Here is a 20,277-nt window from a genome sequence, read left to right on the forward strand (position 1 = left end):
CCCCCACACCACTCCCCTCGACTCACGGAACCACTTACGGAGTTAGTTGTGTGCACCTCGCACGAGTCCGGGCACGAGCCTGCCCTCGAAGCGCCCCAGGCGGGCGCCGGCCGGCGTAGTTTCCTGCGGGCGACCGCGCTGATCGGGGCGGCGGCGACCACGTCCGTCGCCCTGCCGACGGCCGCCGAGGCCGTGACGGAGAAGGCGGCATCCGCATCCTCGTCGTCGTGGCGACCCGACACGGAGAGCCGTCGGTTCACTCTCGCCGTGATGCCCGACACCCAGTACCTCTTCGACGGGCCGAGCATCAACCCCGCGCCGATCGAAGCCTCGTTGCGCTACCTCCTGGAGCACGGCAGGGACGAGAACATCGTCTTCCTCACACATCTGGGCGACATCACGGAGAACGGCGCACAGGCCGAAGTCACCGCCGCCGGCAAGGCGTTCGAGCTGCTCGACCGGCGCGGCGTGGGGTACAGCGTCCTCGCGGGCAACCACGACGTCCGCTCGTCCACCACCGACCAGCGCGGGGCGACCCCCTACCTGGACGTCTTCGGACCGGAGCGCTTCCGCGGCAGGCGGACCTTCGGCGGTGCCTCGGCCGACGGATACAACACCTTCCACATCTTCAAGGCGGCCGACCGCGAGTGGCTCGTCCTCGCCCTGGACTGGCGGCTGTCGGACAAGGGCTACGCCTGGGCCGAGAGCGTCCTCGCCCAGCATCCGACCCTGCCGGTCGTCCTCACCACGCACGAACTCGTCTACGAGGACGACACGCTCTCCGCGTACGGGCAGCAGCTGTGGGACAAGCTGGTCAAGAACCACGACCAGATCTTCCTCACCCTCAACGGGCACTACTGGCCCGCCGCCCGCGCCACCCGCAAGAACGCGGCCGGGAACGACGTCCATCTGCATCTGACGAACTATCAGAACCGTTACTACGGCGGCGCTGCGATGATCCGCCTCTACCACTTCGACCTGGACCGGAACACCATCGACGTCGAGACGGTCTCGCCGTGGATCCTGGGCCGGGCCGCCAAGGGGCTCAACGAGCTGGAGCGCGAGGAGATGGAGCTGTCCGGCGACGCGGACCGCTTCTCCGTGGACATCGACTTCGAGCAGCGGTTCGCGGGATTCGCGCCGGTCGCTCCGCGCCCGGCGCGGCCGGTGGCGAAGATGCTGGTCCCCGGGACGGTCGCGTACTGGCGCTTCGACGGACAGCAGGACGGCGCGGCCGTGACCGGCACGGTCCGTGACCAGTCGGGCCGTGGCAACGACCTGACCCTCGTCACGGTCGGCGCCTCCTCACTCACCTGGTCCTCCGACCACCACCCGGACCAGCCGGGCCACGGCAGCCTGGAGTTCCAGGGCTACAAGTCCCCGCTGCGGGGCACCTATCTGCGCACGGCCGACGACGCACCCCTCAACTCGGCCACGTTCAAGGCCGGTTACACCATCGAGGCGTTCTACCGCCTGCCCGCCGACTGGGACCCCGCGCATCACGCCTGGGGCGGGCTCGTCAGCCGTACCGGCACGGGCGGGGCCGCGGGCAAGACCGCGGACGACCCGGACGAGCCGCTGGCCACGCTGTCGCTCTCGGACGGGCCCGGTCCGCAGTGGGCGGTCCGGCCGCTCAACCAGGAGGGCATCGCGACCAACTGGGGCGACGAGACCGCGCGCGAGGTGTGGTGGCACGTGGCCGTGGTCAACGACGGCCGGCACACCACGATGTACGTCCAGGGCTGCCCCGTGGCCCGCAATCCGCACGCCACCGCGATCGGGCTCACCTCGGTCGGGCTGCCGTGGCTGCTCGGCGGCTACACGTACGCGGGCGAGATCGACCAGATCCTGCACGGCCGCCTCGGTGACGTACGGATCGTCGAACGGGCGCTGCCCGTCAGCTCGTTCATGAACCACTGACCCGACCTGTCATCCCCTCCCACCGATCCGCTGATCCCAAGGGACTCTCACGACCATGACAGAGCAGCAGCTGCCTGCCTGGGCCGACCCCGCCGTCTCTCCCGCCGGTCTTGACGCCCAGGGCGTCTCCCGGCGTCAACTCCTGCACCGGGCGGGCCTGTTCGGCGCCGCCTTCGCCGCCGGGTCGCTGGCGACGCCCGCCGCCGCCTCGTCCTCCGGCCCACGCCGGCTCGGGGGCAGCGATCCGCGTCTCGCCTATCTCGTCGGCGACCATCACATCCACACCGTGTACAGCCACGACGCCAAGTACACGTTCTCCCAACTGGCCGCCGCCGGTGAGAAGTTCGGCCTCGACTGGATGGTGTTCACCGAGCACTCCAACTTCGGGCACGCCCAGTACGGGGCGCCGCTGGAGCACGCCGAGATCCTCAAGGCGCGGAAGGAGAACCCGCGTCAGCTGATCTTCCAGGGCCTGGAGTGGTACATCCCGGGCGCCGAGCACTGCACGGTCTTCTCCCCGCCCGGCAAGAACGAGGTCGACCTGCTCACCAAGTTCGAGAGCGCCTACGACGGCAAGCTCCTCGGCTACACCGAGGGCTCGGCGGGCGCCACGGACACCGCCCGCAACGAGGCGCACGCCGTCAAGGCGATCAAGTGGCTGGCCGAGCAGCGCCGTACCGGATACGTCGACGACGTGCTGGTCCTCGCCAACCACCCGATGCGCCTGGGCATCGACTCCCCGCACGAGATGCGCAACTGGCGAGACGCAGGGCGGGAGGGCGGGAAAGAAGGAGACCCCGGGATCATGATCGGCATGGAGGGCGCGCCCGGGGCCCAGGGCGCTGCCATCCCCGGCTGGCGCGGGGCGACCTCGATCCGCGGCGAGTACGAGAACAAGCCCTCGGCGCAGTCCTGGGCGGGCTATCCGGCGGACGGGTATCTGACGTACGGCGGTTTCGACTGGGCGACCGCGACGGTCGGCGGTCTGTGGGACTCGATGCTGGCCGAAGGCAGCCTGTTCTCGATCACCACGAACTCCGACGCGCACCGGATCGTCTTCGACACCTGGAAGAACGGCGACTGGCCGGCCGGGCAGAACTTCGACAACACCGGCAAGCTGCCCGACCCGGTGAACACCGACGCCCCGCAGCCCGGCAGCGACTTCTGGCCCGGCCAGTTCAGCCGCACCCACGTCGGCGTCACGGGCTACGGCTACCGCGCGGTGATGCAGGGCATGCGCGCGGGCCGGGTCTGGCTGGACCACGGCCACCTGCTGGACGGGCTCGACGTCCGGCTGACCCGGGACTGCGAGTCCGGCCGGGGCGTCACGCTGGGCGGCCGACTCAGGGTCCGCAGGGGCGAGAAGCTCACGCTCAACATCACCGTGACCTCCGCCTCCCGGCTCAACCCCCAGGGAATCCTGCCCGAGTTGGCACACGTGGACGTCATCCGGGGCGCGGTGCGCGGCCCGGTGACCGACCGGGACACCTGGAAGGCGCCGGACACCAAGGTCGTCAAGTCGAAGGACGTGACGGGCCGCACGGGGACGTACACCCTGCGCGTGCCGATCACCGCCGGCGACGAGTCGTTCTACGTCCGGCTGCGCGGCAGCGACGGCAACCGGCACGGCGCCGGTTACCTCGGTGCCTCGGTCGACCCGCACGGCCCGATCCCGCACGAGCCCGGAAACGGTGACCCGTGGGCCGATACGTGGTTCTATTCCAACCCGGTGTTCGTCGACGTCGTAGGCGGCTGATCTGATGAAGCGTCAACTCCTGTCCCTGGTAACGTTATTAGGCCTTTCGGGGGCGTTCGCGCGCGGTGGACGGACAGCCGGTCACAGGCCATGTGACCAGCCTGTTCGCGCTCCCCCAGCGCAGCAGTTGCACGGGGACGGCGTACGAGGCGGAGGGCGTCGACTACGACGTGAACAGCGGCACCCTGCGCGCCGAGGTGGTCCAGCCCGGCATCTGCGCACTGGCGACCACCGTCTACTCGTACCAGCAGGTCACGGGCTGACGTACTGATCGCCGGGGCGTACCGTTGACCGCGTGACCACCGAAGAGTCGCTGCGGCCGCAGTCCCTGATGCTGACGTTCCTGGGCGACCAGGTGCTCGGGCGTGACGTCTGTGTCTACTCGGGCAGCGTCATCGACGTGTTCGCGCGGGCGGGCGTCGGCGAACAGGCGACCCGCTCGACGCTGACCCGGATGGTGAGCCGCGGTCTGCTGCGCCGACAGCGCGAGGGCCGCCGGATGTACTTCGGACTGACCGGGCGTTCGGCGGACGTGCTGGGCGACGGCGAGCGGCGCATCTGGCACACGGGTGCGGTCAACCGGCAGTGGGACGGCACCTGGACGCTGCTCGGCTTCTCCCTCCCGGAGTCCTGGCAGCGCCAACGCCACGATCTGCGCTCGCAGTTGACGTGGAGCGGCTTCGGCCCGCTGTTCAACGGGCTGTGGATCGCGCCGGGCGAGGTCGATGTCGCCGCCCTGGTGGCCGAACTCGGCCTGTCCGCCCATGTGAAGGTGTTCCGGGCGCACGCGGACTCGGGCATGGACATCGGCGCGATGATCGAGGAGACCTGGGAACTGTCCGAACTGGCCGCGCGCTACGAGGCGTTCGTACGGCGGTGGCAGCCCTGGGAGGCGGAACTGCCGGCGGCGGACGACGCCCTCTCCCTGCGCCTGGTCCTCCAGGCCGAGTGGCTGGGGATCATCCGCCGCGATCCGCGCCTCCCGGTGAAGCACCTCCCGGACGGCTGGCCGGCGGAACCGGCCGAGAAGACGTTCCGGACGGTGTACGAACGACTCACACCGCTCGCCCAGGACGCCTCGGAACGCCTTCTCGACCTGGTGCCCGTACGCGGGGATGCGGACAGCGACTCGGATCAGGCGTAGAAGCGGGACAGGCTCTGAAGCACCGCCGCCGGCTTCGGGGCGCCCTCGATCTCGATGGTGCCGTCGACGGTGATCTGCACCCCGCCCGGCACGTCCTCGACGTCGGCCAGCCTGCCGACCAGGCGGATCTTCGAGCCGACCTTCACGGGCGAGGGGAAACGCACCTTGTTGAGGCCGTAGTTGACCTTCGTGGTGACGCCCTGGACGTCCAGCAGTTCGGTGAAGAGCGGGATGAAGAGGGAGAGGGTGAGGTAGCCGTGCGCGATCGGGGCGCCGAACGGGCCCTCGGCGGCCTTGTCCGGGTCGACGTGGATCCACTGGTGGTCGCCGGTGGCGTCGGCGAAGGTGTTGATGCGTTCCTGTGTGACCTCGATCCACTCGCTCGTGCCGAGGTCGCTGCCGGCGAGCTTCTTGAGTTCGTCGATGCCGTTGACGGTGATGCTCATGTTGTGTTCCTTGACTGGGAGTTGGGCTGAGAGAGTGTCTTGTCCGCGGGCCGGTGGGGGCTGGTCGCGCCCGCGCGGCGGAGCCGCAGATTGGATACTGCCCCGCGCCCCTTACGGGGCACCCGCGCCGTAGGCCTTGCGCACACGGGACTTGAGGAGCTTTCCGGAAGCCGTGCGGGGGAGTTCGTCCGCGAGGACGACCGACTTCGGGATCTTGTACTTGGCGAGCCGGCCGGACAGCGAGGCCAGTACCTCGTCGGCGTCCAGGGCCGCGCCCTCGCGGAGCACGACGACCGCGCGCGGCACCTCGCCCCACTTCTCGTCGGCGACGCCGATGACCGCGCACTCGACGATGTCGGGGTGGGCCAGGAGCAGATCCTCGATCTCAGCGGGGTAGATGTTCTCCCCGCCAGAGATGATCATGTCCTTGATGCGGTCGACGATGAAGACGTATCCGTCCTCGTCGATCCGGGCGGCGTCCCCGCTGCGGAACCAGCCGTCCGTGAAGGTGGCGGCCGTCTCCTCGGGCAGCCCCCAGTAGCCCGGCATGACATGCGGGCCCCGGACCACGATCTCGCCGGGCTCGCCGACCTCCGCGAGGGTGAGGTCCGGCCGTACCACCCGCACGTCGCTGAAGAAGTGCGGTACGCCCGCCGACCCGGCCTTGCTGACGGCGTGCTCGGCGTCCAGGAACAGGGTCCCGGGCGAGGCCTCGGTCATGCCGTAGCCCTGGAGGAAGGTGAGCCCGCGCTCCTGGAACCTGGCGATGAGCGGGGTCGGTACCGGTGAGCCGCCGCAGGACAGCATGCGCAGCGAGGACAGGTCGGCGTCGGCCCAGCGCGGATGTCTCGCCACTTGGTCGAACATCGTCGGCACCCCGAACATGAAGGTGATCCGGTGCCGTTCGATCAGGTCGAAGGTGTCCTCCGGCACGAAGGACTCGACCAGGACGCACAGTCCGCCCTTGAGCAGCACGGGCAGGGTGAGCATGTTCAGCCCGGCCGTGTGGAACAACGGGGCGGAGACCAGGGCGCGTTCGTCGGTGATGACGTCCTGGTCGACGAGGACGTTGACGGCGTTCCAGGTCAGGTTGCCGTGTGTGAGCATGGCGCCCTTGGGCCGGCCCGTCGTGCCCGAGGTGTACATGATGATGCAGGTGTCGTCGGCGGTGACGGGCGCGTCGATCGGCTCGACGGAGGCACCGGCGAGCGCCGCCTCGTACTCGGCGCCGACCTCGACATACGTACGCACGTCCGTGTTGCCCGGCAGTCCGGCGACGAGACCGGCGTGCGAGGGGCCGTAGACGAGGGCCTTGGCGCCGGAGTCGGCGAGCTGGTAGGCGATCTCCGGGCCGGCGAGGCGGGTGTTGAGCGGTACGAAGACCGCGCCGAGCGTGCCCGCCGCGAACAGTGTCTCCAGGTAGGAGGGGTGGTTCGGGCCCAGATAGGCGATCCGGTCACCGCGGCGCACACCCCGCTCGCGCAGGGCGTGTGCGAGGCGGGTGGTGCGCTCGTACAGCTGTGCGTAGCTGAGCGTGGTGTCGCCGTGGATCAGGGCGGTGCGTTGGGGGGTCTTGCGGGCCCGGCGGGCGGGCCAAGACCCCAGTCCCTCGTTGCGCATCGTTGCGCCCCTCTACGAGTTACGGGTTACGAGATACGGATCACTGACTCATGGCTTCGTCAGGCCGAGCAGGCGGGCCGCGTTCTCCTTGAGGATCTTCGGCCTGACCTCGTCCTTGATCGGGAGCTTCTCGAAGTCGGCGAGCCAGCGGTCCGGGGTGAGCACGGGGTAGTCCGAGCCGAAGAGGACCTTGTCCTTGAGCAGGGTGTTGGCGTACTGCACCAGCTGCGGCGGGAAGTACTTCGGCGACCAGCCGGAGAGGTCGATGTGCACGCCCGGCTTGTGCGTGGCGACGGCGAGCGCCTCGTCCTGCCAGGGGAAGGAGGGGTGCGCCAGGATGATCTTCATCTCGGGGAAGTCCGCGGACACGTCGTCCACGTGCAGCGGGTTGCTGTACTTCAGGCGGATTCCGCCGCCGCCGGGGACTCCGGCCCCGATGCCCGTCTGGCCGGTGTGGAAGAGGGCGATCGTGCCGGTCTCCTCGATCACCTCGTACAGCTCGTACGCGACCGAGCGGTCGTTGGGGAAGAAGCCCTGGATGCTGGGGTGGAACTTGAAGCCCCTGACCCCGTACTCCTCGACCAGACGGCGGGCCTGCTTCACGCCCGCCCGGCCCCGGAACGGGTCGATGGAGGCGAAGGGGATCAGCACGTCCGGGTTGGCGGCGGCGGCCTCGGCGACCTCCTCGTTCGGGACGGGCTCGGTGCCGGTCGCGGACTCGGCGTCGACCGTGAAGATGACGGCGGCCATCTTCCGCTCGCGGTAGTACGCGGCGGTCTCCTCCAGGGTCGGCTTCCGCTTGCCCTCGACCTTGAAGTAGGCCGACGAGGCGTCGTGGAGGTCGTCGTCCAGGGACGAGGTGCCCTTGGAGGAGATCTCGGCGTGGGTGTGGACGTCGATCGCGACGAGTTCCTCGACGTTGAGGTTCGCCATGGTTACGCCTCCGGGAACTTGGGGGCGGGGATGCCCACCGACTGGAGTTCGGCGCCGACCGAGGTGGGCCAGGCGTCGGCCAGGGACTCCGGGGTCCAGCCGCCGTCGGCGTACGCGGTCTTGATCTCCTGCGGATGCGACCAGAGTGCCACCTTGTCGCCGCCGATGCCGATGGCCTGGCCGGTGATGCCCCGGGCGGCCTCGGAGGCGAGGAACGGGACGAGGGCCGCGCAGTCCTCGGGGGTGCCGAAGCCCTCGCCCTTGCGCAGGAAGGCCGGGAACGGCTCGCCGTTCTTCAGTGCCTCGACGTACGGCGCGAAGGCGGGGATCGTCTCGGTCATGGCGGTGGCGGCCACCGGCACGATCGCGTTGACGGTGATGTTCGCCCGGCCCAGCTCCATCGACCAGGTGCGGGCGAAGGCTGCGATGCCCGCCTTGGCGGCGGCGTAGTTCGTCTGCCCGAAGTTGCCGCGCTGGCCGGCCGGGGAGCCGACCAGGATCAGCGTGCCGCCCTCGCCCTGCTCGCGCATCCGTACGGCGGCGGCGCGGGCGCAGGTGAAGGTGCCCTTGAGGTGGGTGGTGATCACCGCGTCGAAGTCGTCGTCGGACATCTTCCACAGCACCTTGTCGCGCAGGATGCCCGCGTTGGTGACCAGGATGTCGAGGCGCCCGAACTCCTCGACCGCGCGGTTCACGAGCCGCTCGGCGGCCTCGGTCGTACCGACCGGAACCACCTCGGCGACGGCGGTGCCGCCCGCCGCGGTGATGGACTTCACGGCCTGCTCGGCCACGCTCTCGTCGATGTCGTTGACGACCACGGAGGCGCCTGCGGCGGCGAGAGCGTGCGCGTAGGCGAGGCCGAGGCCACGGCCACTGCCGGTGACGACGGCGACCTTGCCGGTCAGATCGATGCTGGGCACGAGGTGTCCCTTCACATGGGGTGCGGCTTCACAAGGGGTGCGGCTTCGAGATCGAAGTTAGGAGCAATAATTGTTGACGTCAATAGTTGTTGATGACATACGGGTGCGTCATGCTGGAATCTGCGCAGGACAGACCGACCCAGGGAGCCCGCCATCACACGCCAGGACGTCACGAACCCGAACCCGATCGACGCGGACGAGCCGTGGATGCGCGGGCTGCACGCCGACACGGGCTATCTGCTGTACCGCCTGGGGCTGCGCTCGGGGCAGTTGTTCAACACGTTCCTCCAGGAGTCGGGGCTGCGGCTGCGCCACTACGCGGTGCTGCGCTTCCTCGCCGGTTCCGAGGGCGCGCTCCAGCGCGAGCTGAGCGCGCGGCTCGGCTACGACCCGTCCGCGATCGTCGGCCTGGTCGACGACCTGGAGAAGCAGGGCTTCGCCGAGCGCCGCCCCTCCCCCGACGACCGCCGCAGCCGGATCGTCGTCCTGACCGAGGACGGCCGCGCCTTCCTCCGGGACACCGACGAGGCCGGCCAGCGCGTGACCAACGACCTGCTGGGCCCGCTCGACCAGGCCGAACGCGACTCCCTGCACACCCTGCTCCAGCGGATCGCGGAGGACGGACTCGGCTGACGCGGGTGATGCGGGGCAATCAATGTTGTGCAAGTTATTGACTGCCGCATGACTGTTGCCTAACTTCACCGTGGCACCGGTACGGTCTCCCCACCGGTGACGTCCCCCACGGCATCGGCATCAGGGAGCTTCCCGTGCAGCCATCCCGCTCGTCCCCCGGCTCCGCCCCCCAACTTCAGCCGGACACAAGGGAGTTGCGCCGCGTAGCGCTCTCCGGCCTGCTCGGCACGACCGTCGAGTTCTACGACTTCCTCGTGTACGGCACGGTCGCCGCGCTCGTCTTCGGCGAACTGTTCTTCCCCCAGGCCGACCCCGCCGTCGGCACGATCGCCGCGTTCGGCACCTTCGCCGCCGGTTATGTCGCCCGGCCGCTCGGCGGCATCGTCTTCGGCCACTTCGGCGACCGGCTCGGCCGCAAGTCGATGATGCTGCTGACGATGACCCTGATGGGCTGCGGCAGCTTCCTCATCGGACTGCTGCCGACGTACGACGCGATCGGCGTCTGGGCCCCGGTCCTGCTGGTCGCCCTCCGCGTCGTCCAGGGGCTCGCGATCGGCGGCGAGTGGGGCGGCGCGACCCTCATGGTCGTCGAGCACGCCGAACGGACCCAGGGTTCCCGGCGCGGCCTGTGGTCCAGTTTCACCCAGCTCGGCGCCCCGCTCGGCTCCGTGCTCTCCGCCGGAGTGGTCACCCTCGTCGCCACGCTCCCCGACGACCAGTTCCGCTCCTGGGGCTGGCGCGTACCGTTCCTGCTCAGCTTCGTGCTGCTGGGCGTCGGCATGTTCGTCCGGCTGCGGGTCGCGGAGAGCCCGCTGTTCGCCGAGGGCAGGCGGGAGCGGTCCGCCACCCCTCCGATCCTCGAGGTGCTGCGCCGCCCGAAGCCGGTCCTGCTCGCCTGCTGCGTCGGCATCGGCGCCTTCACCGCCCAGTCGCTGCTGACCGGCTTCATGATCTCCTACGCCACCGGCAACGGGTACAGCCGGCCGCAGGTCCTCACGGCCGTGACCATCGCCTCCTGCGTGGCGCTGGTCGTCCTGCCCACCGCCGCCGCGCTCACCGACCGCGTCGGCCGCCGCCCGGTGGTCCTCGCCGGTGCCGTCGCGTCGGCCGTGCTCGCCTTCCCCGTCCTCGCGCTGGTCGACTCCGGCTCGCCCGGCCTGCTGATCCTCGCGCTGGTCCTCGGTCACGGCATCGCGCAGTCCACGATGTACGGGCCGCTGGGCGCCCTGTTCTCCGAGATGTTCGGCACCGAGGTCCGCTACACGGGCGCCTCGCTCGGCTATCAGGCGGCGACGCTGGTCGGCGCCGGGTTCTCACCGCTGGTCGCGAGCAGCCTGCTCGCCTCGAACGGCGGCGGCAGTACGCCCGTCTCGCTGCTGCTGTGCGGCGGCGCGGCGATCACCGCGGTCACCGTCTGGCGGATGCGCGAGACCAACACCGACACGCTCGACTCCCCCGCCCTCCCCCAGGAAACCCCCACTCCCGAAGGGATCCGCCCGTGAACTCCCGTGTGCTCGTCCTCCTCGCCGCGGCCTTACTCGCCACGCCTCTGGTCTCCGCGCAGGCAGCCACGACGACCGCCGCCGAGCGAGTGGAGGGCCAACTGCCTTCCGGTGCCGCCTACTTGATGGAGATGCCGGCCGACTGGAACGGGACGGTGCTCCTGTTCAGCCATGGCTACCGCCCCGCCGGATCCCCCAACCCGGCCCAGAACACGCCAAGTTCGGACGTACGGCAGGAACTGCTCGACTCCGGGTACGCGCTCATCGGGTCCTCGTACGCGACGACCGGGTGGGCCGTCACCGACGCCGTGCCGGACCAGCTGGCCACGCTCGACCTGTTCACGGCACGCTTCGGCGAGGCCCGGCGAACACTTGCCTGGGGCCAGTCGTACGGCGGCTTCGTGACGACGACCCTGGCCGAACGGCACGCCGACCGCTTCGACGGCTCGTTGTCGATCTGCGGTCTGGTGCAGGGCGGCGTCGCCAACTGGAACAGCACGCTCGACCCGGTCTTCGCCCTGCGTACGCTCCTCGCCCCCGACTCGGGCATCCAGCTCACCGGATTCGCCGACCAGGCCGCCGCCCAGTCGGCCGCCGGGGCGCTCGCCACGAAGGTGACCGCAGCCCAGCAGACGCAGGAGGGCCGGGCCCGGATCGCGCTCGCCGCCGCCCTGCACAACATCCCCGGCTACAACGACGCCTCGCAGCCCGTCCCCGGCCCCACGGACTGGGCCGGCCAGCAGGCCAACCAGTACGCGGCGGTCTCCGGCCTGATCCGGCTGCCCGCGTTCAGCTGGCGCCAGGAGGCGGAATCCCGGGCCGGCGGCAACCCGTCCTGGAACACGGGCGTCGACTACACCCTGATGCTGCACCGGTCCTCGGTATACAAGGAGGTGACCGAGCTGTACAAGGAGGCGGGACTCTCGTTGCGCGACGACCTGAAGACGCTGAACAAGGCCCCCCGGATCACCGCGGACGCCGAGGCGACGGCATGGATGAGCCGTACCAGCGCGTTCACGGGCCGCCTCACCGATCCCCAGCTCAACATCCACACCACCGGCGACGCGCTGATCCCCGTCCAGGCGGAGAGCGCCTACCGGCGGGCGGCGACCGCGGGCGGCTCGGGCACGCTGCTGAGCCAGGCCTACGTCGACGGCCCCGGCCACTGCACGTTCACCACCGGCGAGACCGTCGCCGCCGTACACGCCCTGGAGGACCGCTTGGACACGGGCCACTGGGACACGTCGGCGACCGCCCTCAACTCCCGTGCGGAGCAGGCGGATCCGGCGACGGAGGGGCGTTACGTGACGTACCGCCCGACGGAGTACCCACGCCCGTACGACGTGGCCCGCACCCACCCCTCCACGCCCCCGGGAGCTGCCCGCCCATGACCACCCGCTCCGCGCCCGACCGGCTGCTGTCCGTGCTCAGCGCCTTCGACCACGAGCACCCCGCGCTGTCCCTCACGGACATCAGCCGGCGGGCCGGGCTGACCCTCACCACCACCCACCGCCTCGTGGGCGCCCTCACCGACTGGGGCGCCCTGGAGCGGGACGAGGCCGGCGTCTACCACGTCGGCCTCCGTCTGTGGGAGGTAGCGGCACTCGCCCCACGCGGCCTGGCCCTGCGCCAGATCGCCCTCCCCTATCTGGAGGACCTGTACGAAGCGACGCACGAGAACGTGCAGTTGGCGGTACGGGACGGCGGCGAGGTCGTCTACATCGAGTGGCTGTCGGGCCGTTCGGCGGTCGGCGTCCACATCCGGGTAGGTGCCCGCTGGCCCCTGCACGCCACGGGCGTCGGCCTCGTCCTCCTCGCCCACAGCGACGCCGACTTCCAACAGACCTACTGCGAAGGCCCGTTGACTGCCTTCACCCCCCACACGATCACCGACCCGACCAAACTCCGCCGAGTCCTGGCCGAGGTCCGCCGCACGGGCGTGGCGATAAGCAGCCGCCAGGTGACGGACGACGCCCTGTCGGTGGCGGCCCCGGTACGCGGACAGACCGGCGGGGTGGTGGCAGCGGTATCGATCGTGGTCCCCCAATCAGACGCCCAGGTACCGGTCTTGGTCCCGGCGGTAAGACTGGCGGCAAGAGGCATCTCCCGAGCCCTGGGCTGGCGCCCTTGAGGGAGGGGGCGAAGCTCCCCTCCCTCAAGGGTCGCGGGGAACTGCGCGACCAGCCCCCATCGAACCCGCACCCGAAATCCCCCACACCGGCGAGGACACACCCACAAACCCCCAGCGATACTGACCCGGCCCCTTGCCCCGAAGGAGCCGACATGCCTCCACTCACCTGGCCCTCATCAGCCCTGGCCCGCCTACGCACAGCGAACCCCTACGCCGTCGACTCCGCCCTGGCAGCCCTCGTCCTCTTCGCCGCTTCCCTCCAGTGGATGTTCCCTGACGAAGGGGACGACCAACTGACCTGGCAGGGCTGGCTCCTCGCCGCAGCCACCGCACTCCCCCTGGTATGGCGCCGCCGAGCCCCCTTCGCGTGCGCCTGCGCGGTCTCGGTGGCCACCCCGGCGATGGCCGTCTACCACGCGCCGCCGCCCGACGTGGAGTACGCCGGCCTCGTGGTCCTGTTCACCATGGCCTCCCAGGCCCCGCCCTGGCAGCGCCGCTCCATGCTCGTGGGCTGGGTGACCGGCGGCATCCTGGTCATGCAGCACAAGGAGAACGCTCTTCCCTTCGAGTACGCCTTCCATCTGACCAGCCTGGGCTGCGCGTACGGCCTCGGCGTGCTGACCCGCGTACAACGCGCCTACACCGCCGCCGTGGAGGACCGTGCCCGCCGGCTGGAGCGGGAGAGAGCCGCCGACACGGCTCGCGCCCTGGCCCAGGAGCGGGCCCGCATCGCCCGCGACATGCACGACATCCTCGCCCACGCGGTGAGCCTGATGGTCGTACAGGCGGAGGCCGGACCCGTCGTCGTACGCAGCGATCCGGAACGCGCGGAGGCGGCCTTCGACGCGATCGCAGGGGCCGGCCGGGACGCGATGCGGCAACTGCGGCTGATCCTCGGGGTGTTGAAGGAGGATGAAGACGAGGACAGGAAGAGAACCCGGAACGGGACCGGACGCCACCTCCCACAACCCGGCATCGCATCCCTGCCCACCCTCATCCAACAAGTACGGGACTCCACCGCTCTACGCACCGAACTGCTCACGACAGGCACCCCCCGCCCCCTCCCCCCGGACACGGAGGTGGCCGCCTACCGCGTGGTCCAGGAAGCCCTGACCAACACGGTGAAACACGCGTACGCTGCGAGCGCGCGGGTCGAACTCGACTGGGGGGAAGACGAGTTGAAGCTGACGGTGACGGACGACGGGCGGGGCCCGGAGCAGGACGCGCACGGGGGCGGCCACGGTCTGATCGGCATCCGGGAGCGGGCCGCCGCCTGCGGGGGCAGCGCGACCGCGGGCCCCGGCCCGGGTGGCGGCTTCCGCGTCGTCGTCCGCCTGCCGACCGCCGCGGACCGGCAGACGGCCCCCGGGTGATGCGATGAGCATCCGGGTGGTGGTCGCCGACGACCAGGAACTCGTCCGCAGCGGCTTCAGCATGATCCTGGAGGCGCAGCAGGACATCGAGGTGGTCGCGGAGGCCGGGGACGGTGCCGAGGCCGTCGCAGCGGTCGTCCGCCACACCCCCGACGTCGTCCTCCTGGACATCCGGATGCCCGGCATGGACGGCCTGGAGGCGGCACGCCGGGTGTGCGCACAGTCCACCTGCAAGGTGGTCATGCTGACCACCTTCGACCTGGACGAGTACGTCTACGAGGCCCTGTACGCGGGCGCCAGCGGCTTCCTCCTCAAGGACGTCCGCCGCGACGACCTGGTCCACGCGGTACGAGTGGTGGCGGCCGGCGACTCCCTCCTGGCCCCCACGGTGACCCGCCGCCTGGTCGCGGACATCGTCCGCAGCCGCCGCGAGAAGGCCACCGCCGAGCCGACTCCACAGCGCCTGGAGATCCTCACCGGGCGCGAGGAGGAGACCCTGCGGCTCCTGGCGCGCGGCCTGTCCAACGCGGAGATCGCGACGACCCTGTTCGTGAGCGAACACACCGTCAAGACGCATGTGAGCAACGTGCTGAGCAAACTGGGACTCAGGGACCGGGTGCAGGCGGTGATCTGCGCGTACGAGACGGGGTTGGTGGCGCCGGGCTCCCCCTAGGGAGTGAGACGGACCCCCACCTCGCTCCTGCGGGCGAGCCCTCGAAACCCCTCCCCCCGGCGATCCCCCCATCCCCCGCCCGGCAGCAGCCTGTTCGGTGACACCAAGTCCACCGATCCCGTGGGAGGGACCGTGCTCGCCACCGTCACCCGGGCGACAACTCGCCGCCCGCTCACCGTCATTGCCGTCTGGGTGCTCTTTCTGCTGCTGGGGTTCGGTCTCGGGACCGGTGTCTTCGGCAAGCTGTCCGACGATGTTCCGGACGTTCCGGGGACCGAGTCCGAGGTGGCCGCCGCCTATCTCGACGGGGTGTCCCCGACCGGGGAGACCCTCACCGGTGTCGTCGCCGGACTCGCCGTGTCCGATCCTGGGCTGCGGGCCCAAGTCGAGCGGGCCGTCGCCGAGTTGCGGGCCGTCGACGGTGTCGCCACCGTGCCCGATCCGTATGTCACCGAGGGGCTCGTCGCCGAGGACGGACGGGCCGTGATCATCCCCGTCACGTTGAAGAGCGGGCTCGACGACGATGCCGAGGACTCCGTCATCGACTCGGCCGTCGATCGGATCGAAGCGATCGACGCGCCCGAAGTACATGTCAGCGGCGGGCCGTTGCTCGGGAAGCAGTTGGGCGGGCAGGCCCAAGAAGACGTCAAGAAGGCCGAGTTGATCTCCCTGCCGGTCGTGCTCGTGCTCCTGTTCCTCATCTTCGGCGGGCTGCGGGCCGCCGGGCTGCCCCTGCTCGTCGCCGTCAGTGGCATCGCGGGCGCGTTTCTCGCGCTGTTCCTCTTCAGCCAGGTCACCGACATCTCCGTGCACGCCATCCAGGTGACGACCATGCTGGGGCTCGGACTCGCCGTCGACTACGCCCTGTTGATGGTGGTCCGGTTCAAGGAGGAGCGCCGGCACACCGACGACGTCGTCGAGGCCGTGCACCGAACCGTCACCCGCGCCGGACGGACCGTGCTGTTCTCCGGACTCACCGTCGCCGTGTGTCTGACCGGGCTGCTGGTCTTCCCGAGCACCTTCCTGCGCAGCATGGGGCTGGCCGTGGCCGCCGTGGTCGTCGTCGACATGCTGGCCGCGCTCACCCTGCTGCCCGCCCTGTTGACGCGGTTCGGCGCGAAGATCGCCCCGGCCAAGGTGCGGGCCGACGGTGAGGAGGGCAAGGTGTTCGCCCGGCTCGCCACCTTCGCCGCGCGCCGTCCGGTCGCCGTGCTCGTGGCGGTCGTACCCGTGCTGCTCGTCCTCGCGCTGCCCGTGACCGGCATGAAGATCAACCTCGGGGACGCTACCCAGCTGCCGACCAGCAGCGAGGCGCGCCAGTTGCAGGACACCGTACGGACGCACTTCCCGCCCGGTGTCGGGGTCACGCCCATCACCGTCGTCGTGAAGCCCGGCGCCGACCCGGCGACCGCCGACCGGATCAGCGCCCTCTCGCCGACCACCCGGGCCCGTACGCTGCCCGGTGGGACGACCGTGCTGGAACTCCAGCCGGGCGGCAGCGTCGACGGGAAGGCCGCAACCGATCTCGTCCAGCGGATCAGGGACGTACGCGGTCCCGAGCCCGTGCAAGTCACCGGTCCAGCAGCCCAGTTGGTCGACTTCCGGGAGATGCTCGGCGACCGGGGGCCCTGGGCCGCCGTCACCGTCCTGATCGGGATCTTCGCGCTGCTGTTCGCCTTCACCGGGTCGGTGCTGATCCCGCTGCGGACCATCGCCACGACCCTGCTCAGCCTCGGCGCCGCGCTCGGCGTGGTGGTCTGGGTGTTCCAGGACGGGCATCTGGCCGGGCTCCTCGGCTCCGAGGAACTGGGCTCGCTCAGCCTGACCGCGCCGCCGCTGATCATCGCCATCGCCTTCGGGCTGGCCATGGACTACGAACTGTTCATCCTGGCCCGGATGCGCGAGGCCCGCGCCCGGAGCGGTGACGACCGTGAGGCCGTGGTGACCGGGCTGCGCCGCTCCGGCCGCGTCGTCACCTGCGCCGCGCTGCTGCTCGCCGTCGTCTTCGGCGCCTTCATGACGGGCGGCTTCGCGCCCATCCTTCAGATCGGGCTCGGGCTGACGCTGGCCGTGCTGATCGACGCGACGATCGTACGGATGCTCCTGGTGCCGGCGACCATGGCGCTCCTGGGACGCCGGGCCTGGTGGGCGCCGCCGCCGCTGCGCCGCGTGCACGACCGGTTCGGACTGCACGAGGAGGCGCCGGCCCCGGAGCGGGTGACGGCCGACGCCTGAGCCCCCGGGGTGCGGGGCGGTCCCTCGCCAGGGGCCGCCCCCTTGGCGCGCTCTGGCGTCCTTACCTGAATCTCAGACGGCGAGCCCCCGTTTCAAAGAACAAACCCATACAGAAAGCGCACCATGCACGCGCAGCATCGATCACTCCTGGTCGTTTCAGAAAGGCGTGCCGTGGGCGTTCCGCACATATCGAACCCGTCCGAGCCGAGCGGGCAGGGGCCTGCCAACTGGTCCCGACGCGGGATCCTCGCCGTCCTCGGTGCCGTACCGGCCGCCGCCGTGCTCACCGGTTGCAGCAGCTCCGCCGACGCCTCGGCGGCGACCAAGGCGAGCGCGAGCGCCTCCGCGAAGGCCGCCAGGAAGGCCGTCGTCACCGTCACCCCGGCCGACGGCACCCAGCACGCCGACTTCGCCGCCCCCGTCGAGGTCACCGTCACCGACGGCACCCTCGCCTCCGTCACGGTCACCGGCGGCGACGGCAGCGTGCTGGCCGGGGCCCTCGACGCGGCCCGTACGAAGTGGACGTCCACCGGGAACCCGTACTCCGGGACGACGTACAAGGTGTCGGCGCAGGTCACCGACGCCGCCACGCACACCGCGACCTTCACCACCGCCTCGCCCTCCGCGACCTTCGTCGGGTACTTCACGCCGGAGGCCGACTCCACCTCCGGTGTCGGCATGCCGGTGTCGATCAACTTCACGGAGGCGGTCACCGACCGGGCCGCCGTCCAGAAGGCGATCACCGTGACCGCCGAACCGGCCGTCGAGGTGGTCGGGCACTGGTTCAGCGACACCCGGCTCGACTTCCGGCCGGAGACCTACTGGGCCGCCGGTACGAAGATCACGCTCGGGCTGCGGCTCAAGGACGTCGAGGGCGCGGACGGGGTCTACGGCACCCAGTCCAAGGACGTCACCTTCCACATCGGCCGCGAGCAGATCAGCACGGTCGACCTGGCCGCGAAGACCATGACCGTCCAGCGGGGCGGCGCGACCACGGCGACCTATCCCGTCTCCGGCGGTGACGCCGAGCACACCACGTGGTCCGGGATCATGGTGATCAGCGAGCGGTTCAAGCAGACGCGGATGGAGTCGTCGACGGTCGGGCTCGGCGACGAGTACGACATCTCCGACGTCCCGCACGCCCAGCGCCTGACCACCTCCGGCACCTTCGTGCACGGCAACTACTGGGCCTCGACCTCGGTGTTCGGCAGCACCAACACCAGCCACGGCTGCGTCGGCCTGCACGACACGAAGGGGGCGAACGACACCTCGGTGCCGGGCTACAAGTTCTACGACAGTTCCATGCTCGGGGATGTGGTGATCGTCAAGAACTCGGGCGAGGTGACGGTGGACCCGGCGAACGGCCTCAACGGCTGGAACCTGTCCTGGGCGGACTGGAAGGCGGGCAGCGCGGTTTAGCACGTATGCGGTGTTCATGACGTGAACTTCCGTACCCGGAAAGGACTTTCCCTGCTTTAAGTCTTGACGGCCCCGGTACCGGAGAGCACATTGGGCCCACTTTGAGAGCGCTCTCAAGCGTTCTCAAGGACACCCGCGCTCACTTCTCCGTACCCGAGAGGCACCCCCATGAGTGAAACCTCCGGCATACCCAGACGGCGACGGGCTCTCGTCGCCGTCCTGAGCACCCTCGGTCTGGCCGCCGCCGTGGCGACGGCGGCCACCCTCCCCGCCGACGCCTCCGCGCCCACACCCCCCACCGGCTGGACGCAGGTCTTCGTCGACGACTTCAACGGCACCGCCGGGACCGGCGTCTCCACCACCAACTGGCAGTACGCGACCGGGACTTCGTATCCCGGCGGGCCCGCCAACTGGGGCACAGGCGAGATCGAGACGATGACGAACAGCACCAACAACGTCTCGCTCGACGGCAGCGGAAACCTCCGGATCACCCCGATCCGCGACTCCGCCGGCAACTGGACCTCGGGCCGCATCGAGACCAACCGCACCGACTTCCAGCCCCCGGCGGGCGGCAAGTTGCGCGTCGAGGCCCGCCTCCAGGTACCGAACGTCACCGGCGCTTCCGCGCTCGGCTACTGGCCCGCGTTCTGGATGCTGGGTGCGCCCTACCGGGGCAACTACCAGAACTGGCCGAGCGTCGGCGAGCTGGACATCATGGAGAACACCCAGGGCCTCAACACCATTTGGGGCACCATGCACTGCGGGACGAGCCCGGGCGGCCCCTGCAACGAGACGACCGGCCTCGGCGGTACGACCACCTGCTCCGGCACGACCTGTCAGGCCGGCTTCCACACGTACAGCATGGAGTGGGACCGCTCGGTGAGCCCGGAGGCGATCCGCTTCTACGTCGACGGCACGAACTACCACACGGTGACCGCGAATCAGGTCGACGCGACGACCTGGTCGAACGCCACGAACCACGGCTTCTTCATCATCCTGAACGTGGCGATGGGCGGCGCCTTCCCGGCCGCGTTCGGCGGCGGCCCGGACGCCAACACGGTCTCCGGACGCCCGATGGTCGTCGACTACGTCCAGGTGCTCCAGTCGACCACCGGCGGCGGTACGACCACTCCCCCGCCCACCGGCTCCCGGGACGCGTACAGCGCGATCCAGGCCGAGTCGTACAACAGCCAGTCGGGCACCCTCACGGAGACCACCACCGACACCGGCGGCGGCCAGAACATCGGCTCGCTCGCCAACGGCGACTGGGCGCTCTACCAGGGCGTCAACTTCGGCTCCACGGCGGCCACCCAGTTCGTCGGCAGAGTCGCGAGCGGTGCGGGCTCGGGCGTGAGCGGGCTGGTCGAGGTGCGGCTCGACAGCCGTACGAACACCCCGATCGGCAGCTTCTCGATCGGCAACACGGGCGGCTGGCAGAGCTGGCGGACGGTACCGGCGAACATCAGCTCCGTCACCGGCACGCATGACGTCTATCTGACCTTCACCAGCGGCCAGGCGCAGGACTTCGTGAACGTGAACTGGTTCAACTTCGGTCACTGATACGACTGTTGC

16 protein-coding genes and 1 pseudogene are annotated in these 20,277 nt (G+C 70.2%); 13 read left to right on the top strand and 4 right to left on the bottom strand.

The features are described 5' to 3' along the window. Positions 1-48: 48 nt before the first annotated feature. From OG787_RS06385 to OG787_RS06400, 4 genes and pseudogenes are all read left to right on the top strand, one after another. Positions 49-1,920, top strand: coding sequence for a LamG-like jellyroll fold domain-containing protein (locus tag OG787_RS06385; RefSeq protein WP_405534527.1), 1,872 nt, complete (start codon positions 49-51; stop codon positions 1,918-1,920). A 55-nt stretch (positions 1,921-1,975) separates the two neighbouring features. After that, positions 1,976-3,676: a PHP domain-containing protein gene (locus OG787_RS06390; RefSeq protein WP_405534528.1), complete on the top strand. Its 1,701-nt coding sequence runs from the start codon at positions 1,976-1,978 to the stop codon at positions 3,674-3,676. 65 nt (positions 3,677-3,741) lie between these two features. After that, positions 3,742-3,939, top strand: a pseudogene (locus OG787_RS06395) (hypothetical protein); the annotation flags it as partial. A gap of 32 nt (positions 3,940-3,971) precedes the next feature. Next, positions 3,972-4,820: a PaaX family transcriptional regulator C-terminal domain-containing protein gene (locus OG787_RS06400; protein WP_369031790.1), complete on the top strand. Its 849-nt coding sequence runs from the start codon at positions 3,972-3,974 to the stop codon at positions 4,818-4,820. On the opposite strand, the gene OG787_RS06405 is transcribed toward OG787_RS06400, so the two are convergent. The 4 genes from OG787_RS06405 to OG787_RS06420 all read right to left on the bottom strand — a co-directional run bounded on the left by OG787_RS06405 (position 4,811) and on the right by OG787_RS06420 (position 8,739). Continuing rightward, positions 4,811-5,266, bottom strand: coding sequence for a MaoC family dehydratase (locus OG787_RS06405; RefSeq protein WP_405534529.1), 456 nt, complete (start codon positions 5,264-5,266; stop codon positions 4,811-4,813). The genes OG787_RS06400 and OG787_RS06405 overlap by 10 nt on opposite strands. Before the next feature lie 111 nt (positions 5,267-5,377). Further along, positions 5,378-6,886, bottom strand: coding sequence for an o-succinylbenzoate--CoA ligase (gene menE / locus OG787_RS06410; protein ID WP_405534530.1), 1,509 nt, complete (start codon positions 6,884-6,886; stop codon positions 5,378-5,380). A 48-nt stretch (positions 6,887-6,934) separates the two neighbouring features. Next, positions 6,935-7,819, bottom strand: coding sequence for an amidohydrolase family protein (locus OG787_RS06415; RefSeq protein ID WP_235473674.1), 885 nt, complete (start codon positions 7,817-7,819; stop codon positions 6,935-6,937). A 2-nt stretch (positions 7,820-7,821) separates the two neighbouring features. Continuing rightward, positions 7,822-8,739, bottom strand: coding sequence for an SDR family NAD(P)-dependent oxidoreductase (locus OG787_RS06420; RefSeq protein WP_369031788.1), 918 nt, complete (start codon positions 8,737-8,739; stop codon positions 7,822-7,824). A gap of 207 nt (positions 8,740-8,946) precedes the next feature. Between OG787_RS06420 and OG787_RS06425 the strand changes: the two genes are divergently transcribed. The 9 genes from OG787_RS06425 (at position 8,947) to OG787_RS06465 (ending at position 20,265) form a co-directional block, all read left to right on the top strand. Further along, the gene (locus OG787_RS06425) at positions 8,947-9,372 is read left to right on the top strand and encodes a MarR family winged helix-turn-helix transcriptional regulator (RefSeq protein ID WP_369031787.1); all 426 of its coding nucleotides are present in this window, start codon (positions 8,947-8,949) and stop codon (positions 9,370-9,372) included. Between the two features lie 194 nt (positions 9,373-9,566). Further along, a complete protein-coding gene (locus OG787_RS06430) occupies positions 9,567-10,874 on the top strand; it encodes an MFS transporter (protein ID WP_405540433.1) in 1,308 nt (435 codons plus the stop codon). Continuing rightward, positions 10,871-12,265, top strand: coding sequence for a prolyl oligopeptidase family serine peptidase (locus OG787_RS06435; RefSeq protein WP_405534531.1), 1,395 nt, complete (start codon positions 10,871-10,873; stop codon positions 12,263-12,265). The genes OG787_RS06430 and OG787_RS06435 overlap by 4 nt, the downstream gene beginning before the upstream one ends. Next, a complete protein-coding gene (locus OG787_RS06440; RefSeq protein WP_405534532.1) occupies positions 12,262-13,005 on the top strand; it encodes an IclR family transcriptional regulator in 744 nt (247 codons plus the stop codon). The genes OG787_RS06435 and OG787_RS06440 overlap by 4 nt, the downstream gene beginning before the upstream one ends. Before the next feature lie 152 nt (positions 13,006-13,157). Continuing rightward, positions 13,158-14,378, top strand: coding sequence for a sensor histidine kinase (locus tag OG787_RS06445; RefSeq protein WP_369031784.1), 1,221 nt, complete (start codon positions 13,158-13,160; stop codon positions 14,376-14,378). Positions 14,379-14,382: 4 nt separating this feature from the next. Then, positions 14,383-15,051, top strand: coding sequence for a response regulator (locus tag OG787_RS06450; RefSeq protein WP_369031783.1), 669 nt, complete (start codon positions 14,383-14,385; stop codon positions 15,049-15,051). Between the two features lie 132 nt (positions 15,052-15,183). Next, a complete protein-coding gene (locus tag OG787_RS06455) occupies positions 15,184-17,286 on the top strand; it encodes an MMPL family transporter (protein WP_405534533.1) in 2,103 nt (700 codons plus the stop codon). A 171-nt stretch (positions 17,287-17,457) separates the two neighbouring features. Beyond that, entirely contained in the window at positions 17,458-18,705 is a 1,248-nt protein-coding gene (locus tag OG787_RS06460) for an Ig-like domain-containing protein (RefSeq protein ID WP_405534534.1), read from the top strand. 168 nt (positions 18,706-18,873) lie between these two features. After that, complete coding sequence (locus tag OG787_RS06465; protein ID WP_405534535.1) at positions 18,874-20,265, top strand: glycoside hydrolase family 16 protein; 1,392 nt, start codon at positions 18,874-18,876, stop codon at positions 20,263-20,265. Positions 20,266-20,277: the final 12 nt, after the last annotated feature.

The organism is Streptomyces sp. NBC_00075, from assembly GCF_045041225.1.
In the GTDB taxonomy this organism is placed as follows: Bacteria; Actinomycetota; Actinomycetes; order Streptomycetales; family Streptomycetaceae; genus Streptomyces; species Streptomyces adonidis.

Excerpts from the sequence above, each read along its gene's own strand:
- OG787_RS06425 (WP_369031787.1), top strand. The coding sequence starts at position 8,947 with ATGCGCGGGCTGCACGCCGACACGGGCTATCTGCTGTACCGCCTGGGG.
- OG787_RS06465 (WP_405534535.1), top strand. The coding sequence starts at position 18,874 with ATGAGTGAAACCTCCGGCATACCCAGACGGCGACGGGCTCTCGTCGCC.
- OG787_RS06405 (WP_405534529.1), bottom strand. The coding sequence starts at position 5,266 with ATGAGCATCACCGTCAACGGCATCGACGAACTCAAGAAGCTCGCCGGC.
- OG787_RS06450 (WP_369031783.1), top strand. The coding sequence starts at position 14,383 with ATGAGCATCCGGGTGGTGGTCGCCGACGACCAGGAACTCGTCCGCAGC.
- OG787_RS06445 (WP_369031784.1), top strand. The coding sequence starts at position 13,158 with ATGCCTCCACTCACCTGGCCCTCATCAGCCCTGGCCCGCCTACGCACA.
- OG787_RS06415 (WP_235473674.1), bottom strand. The coding sequence starts at position 7,819 with ATGGCGAACCTCAACGTCGAGGAACTCGTCGCGATCGACGTCCACACC.
- OG787_RS06440 (WP_405534532.1), top strand. The coding sequence starts at position 12,262 with ATGACCACCCGCTCCGCGCCCGACCGGCTGCTGTCCGTGCTCAGCGCC.
- OG787_RS06390 (WP_405534528.1), top strand. The coding sequence starts at position 1,976 with ATGACAGAGCAGCAGCTGCCTGCCTGGGCCGACCCCGCCGTCTCTCCC.
- menE (WP_405534530.1), bottom strand. The coding sequence starts at position 6,886 with ATGCGCAACGAGGGACTGGGGTCTTGGCCCGCCCGCCGGGCCCGCAAG.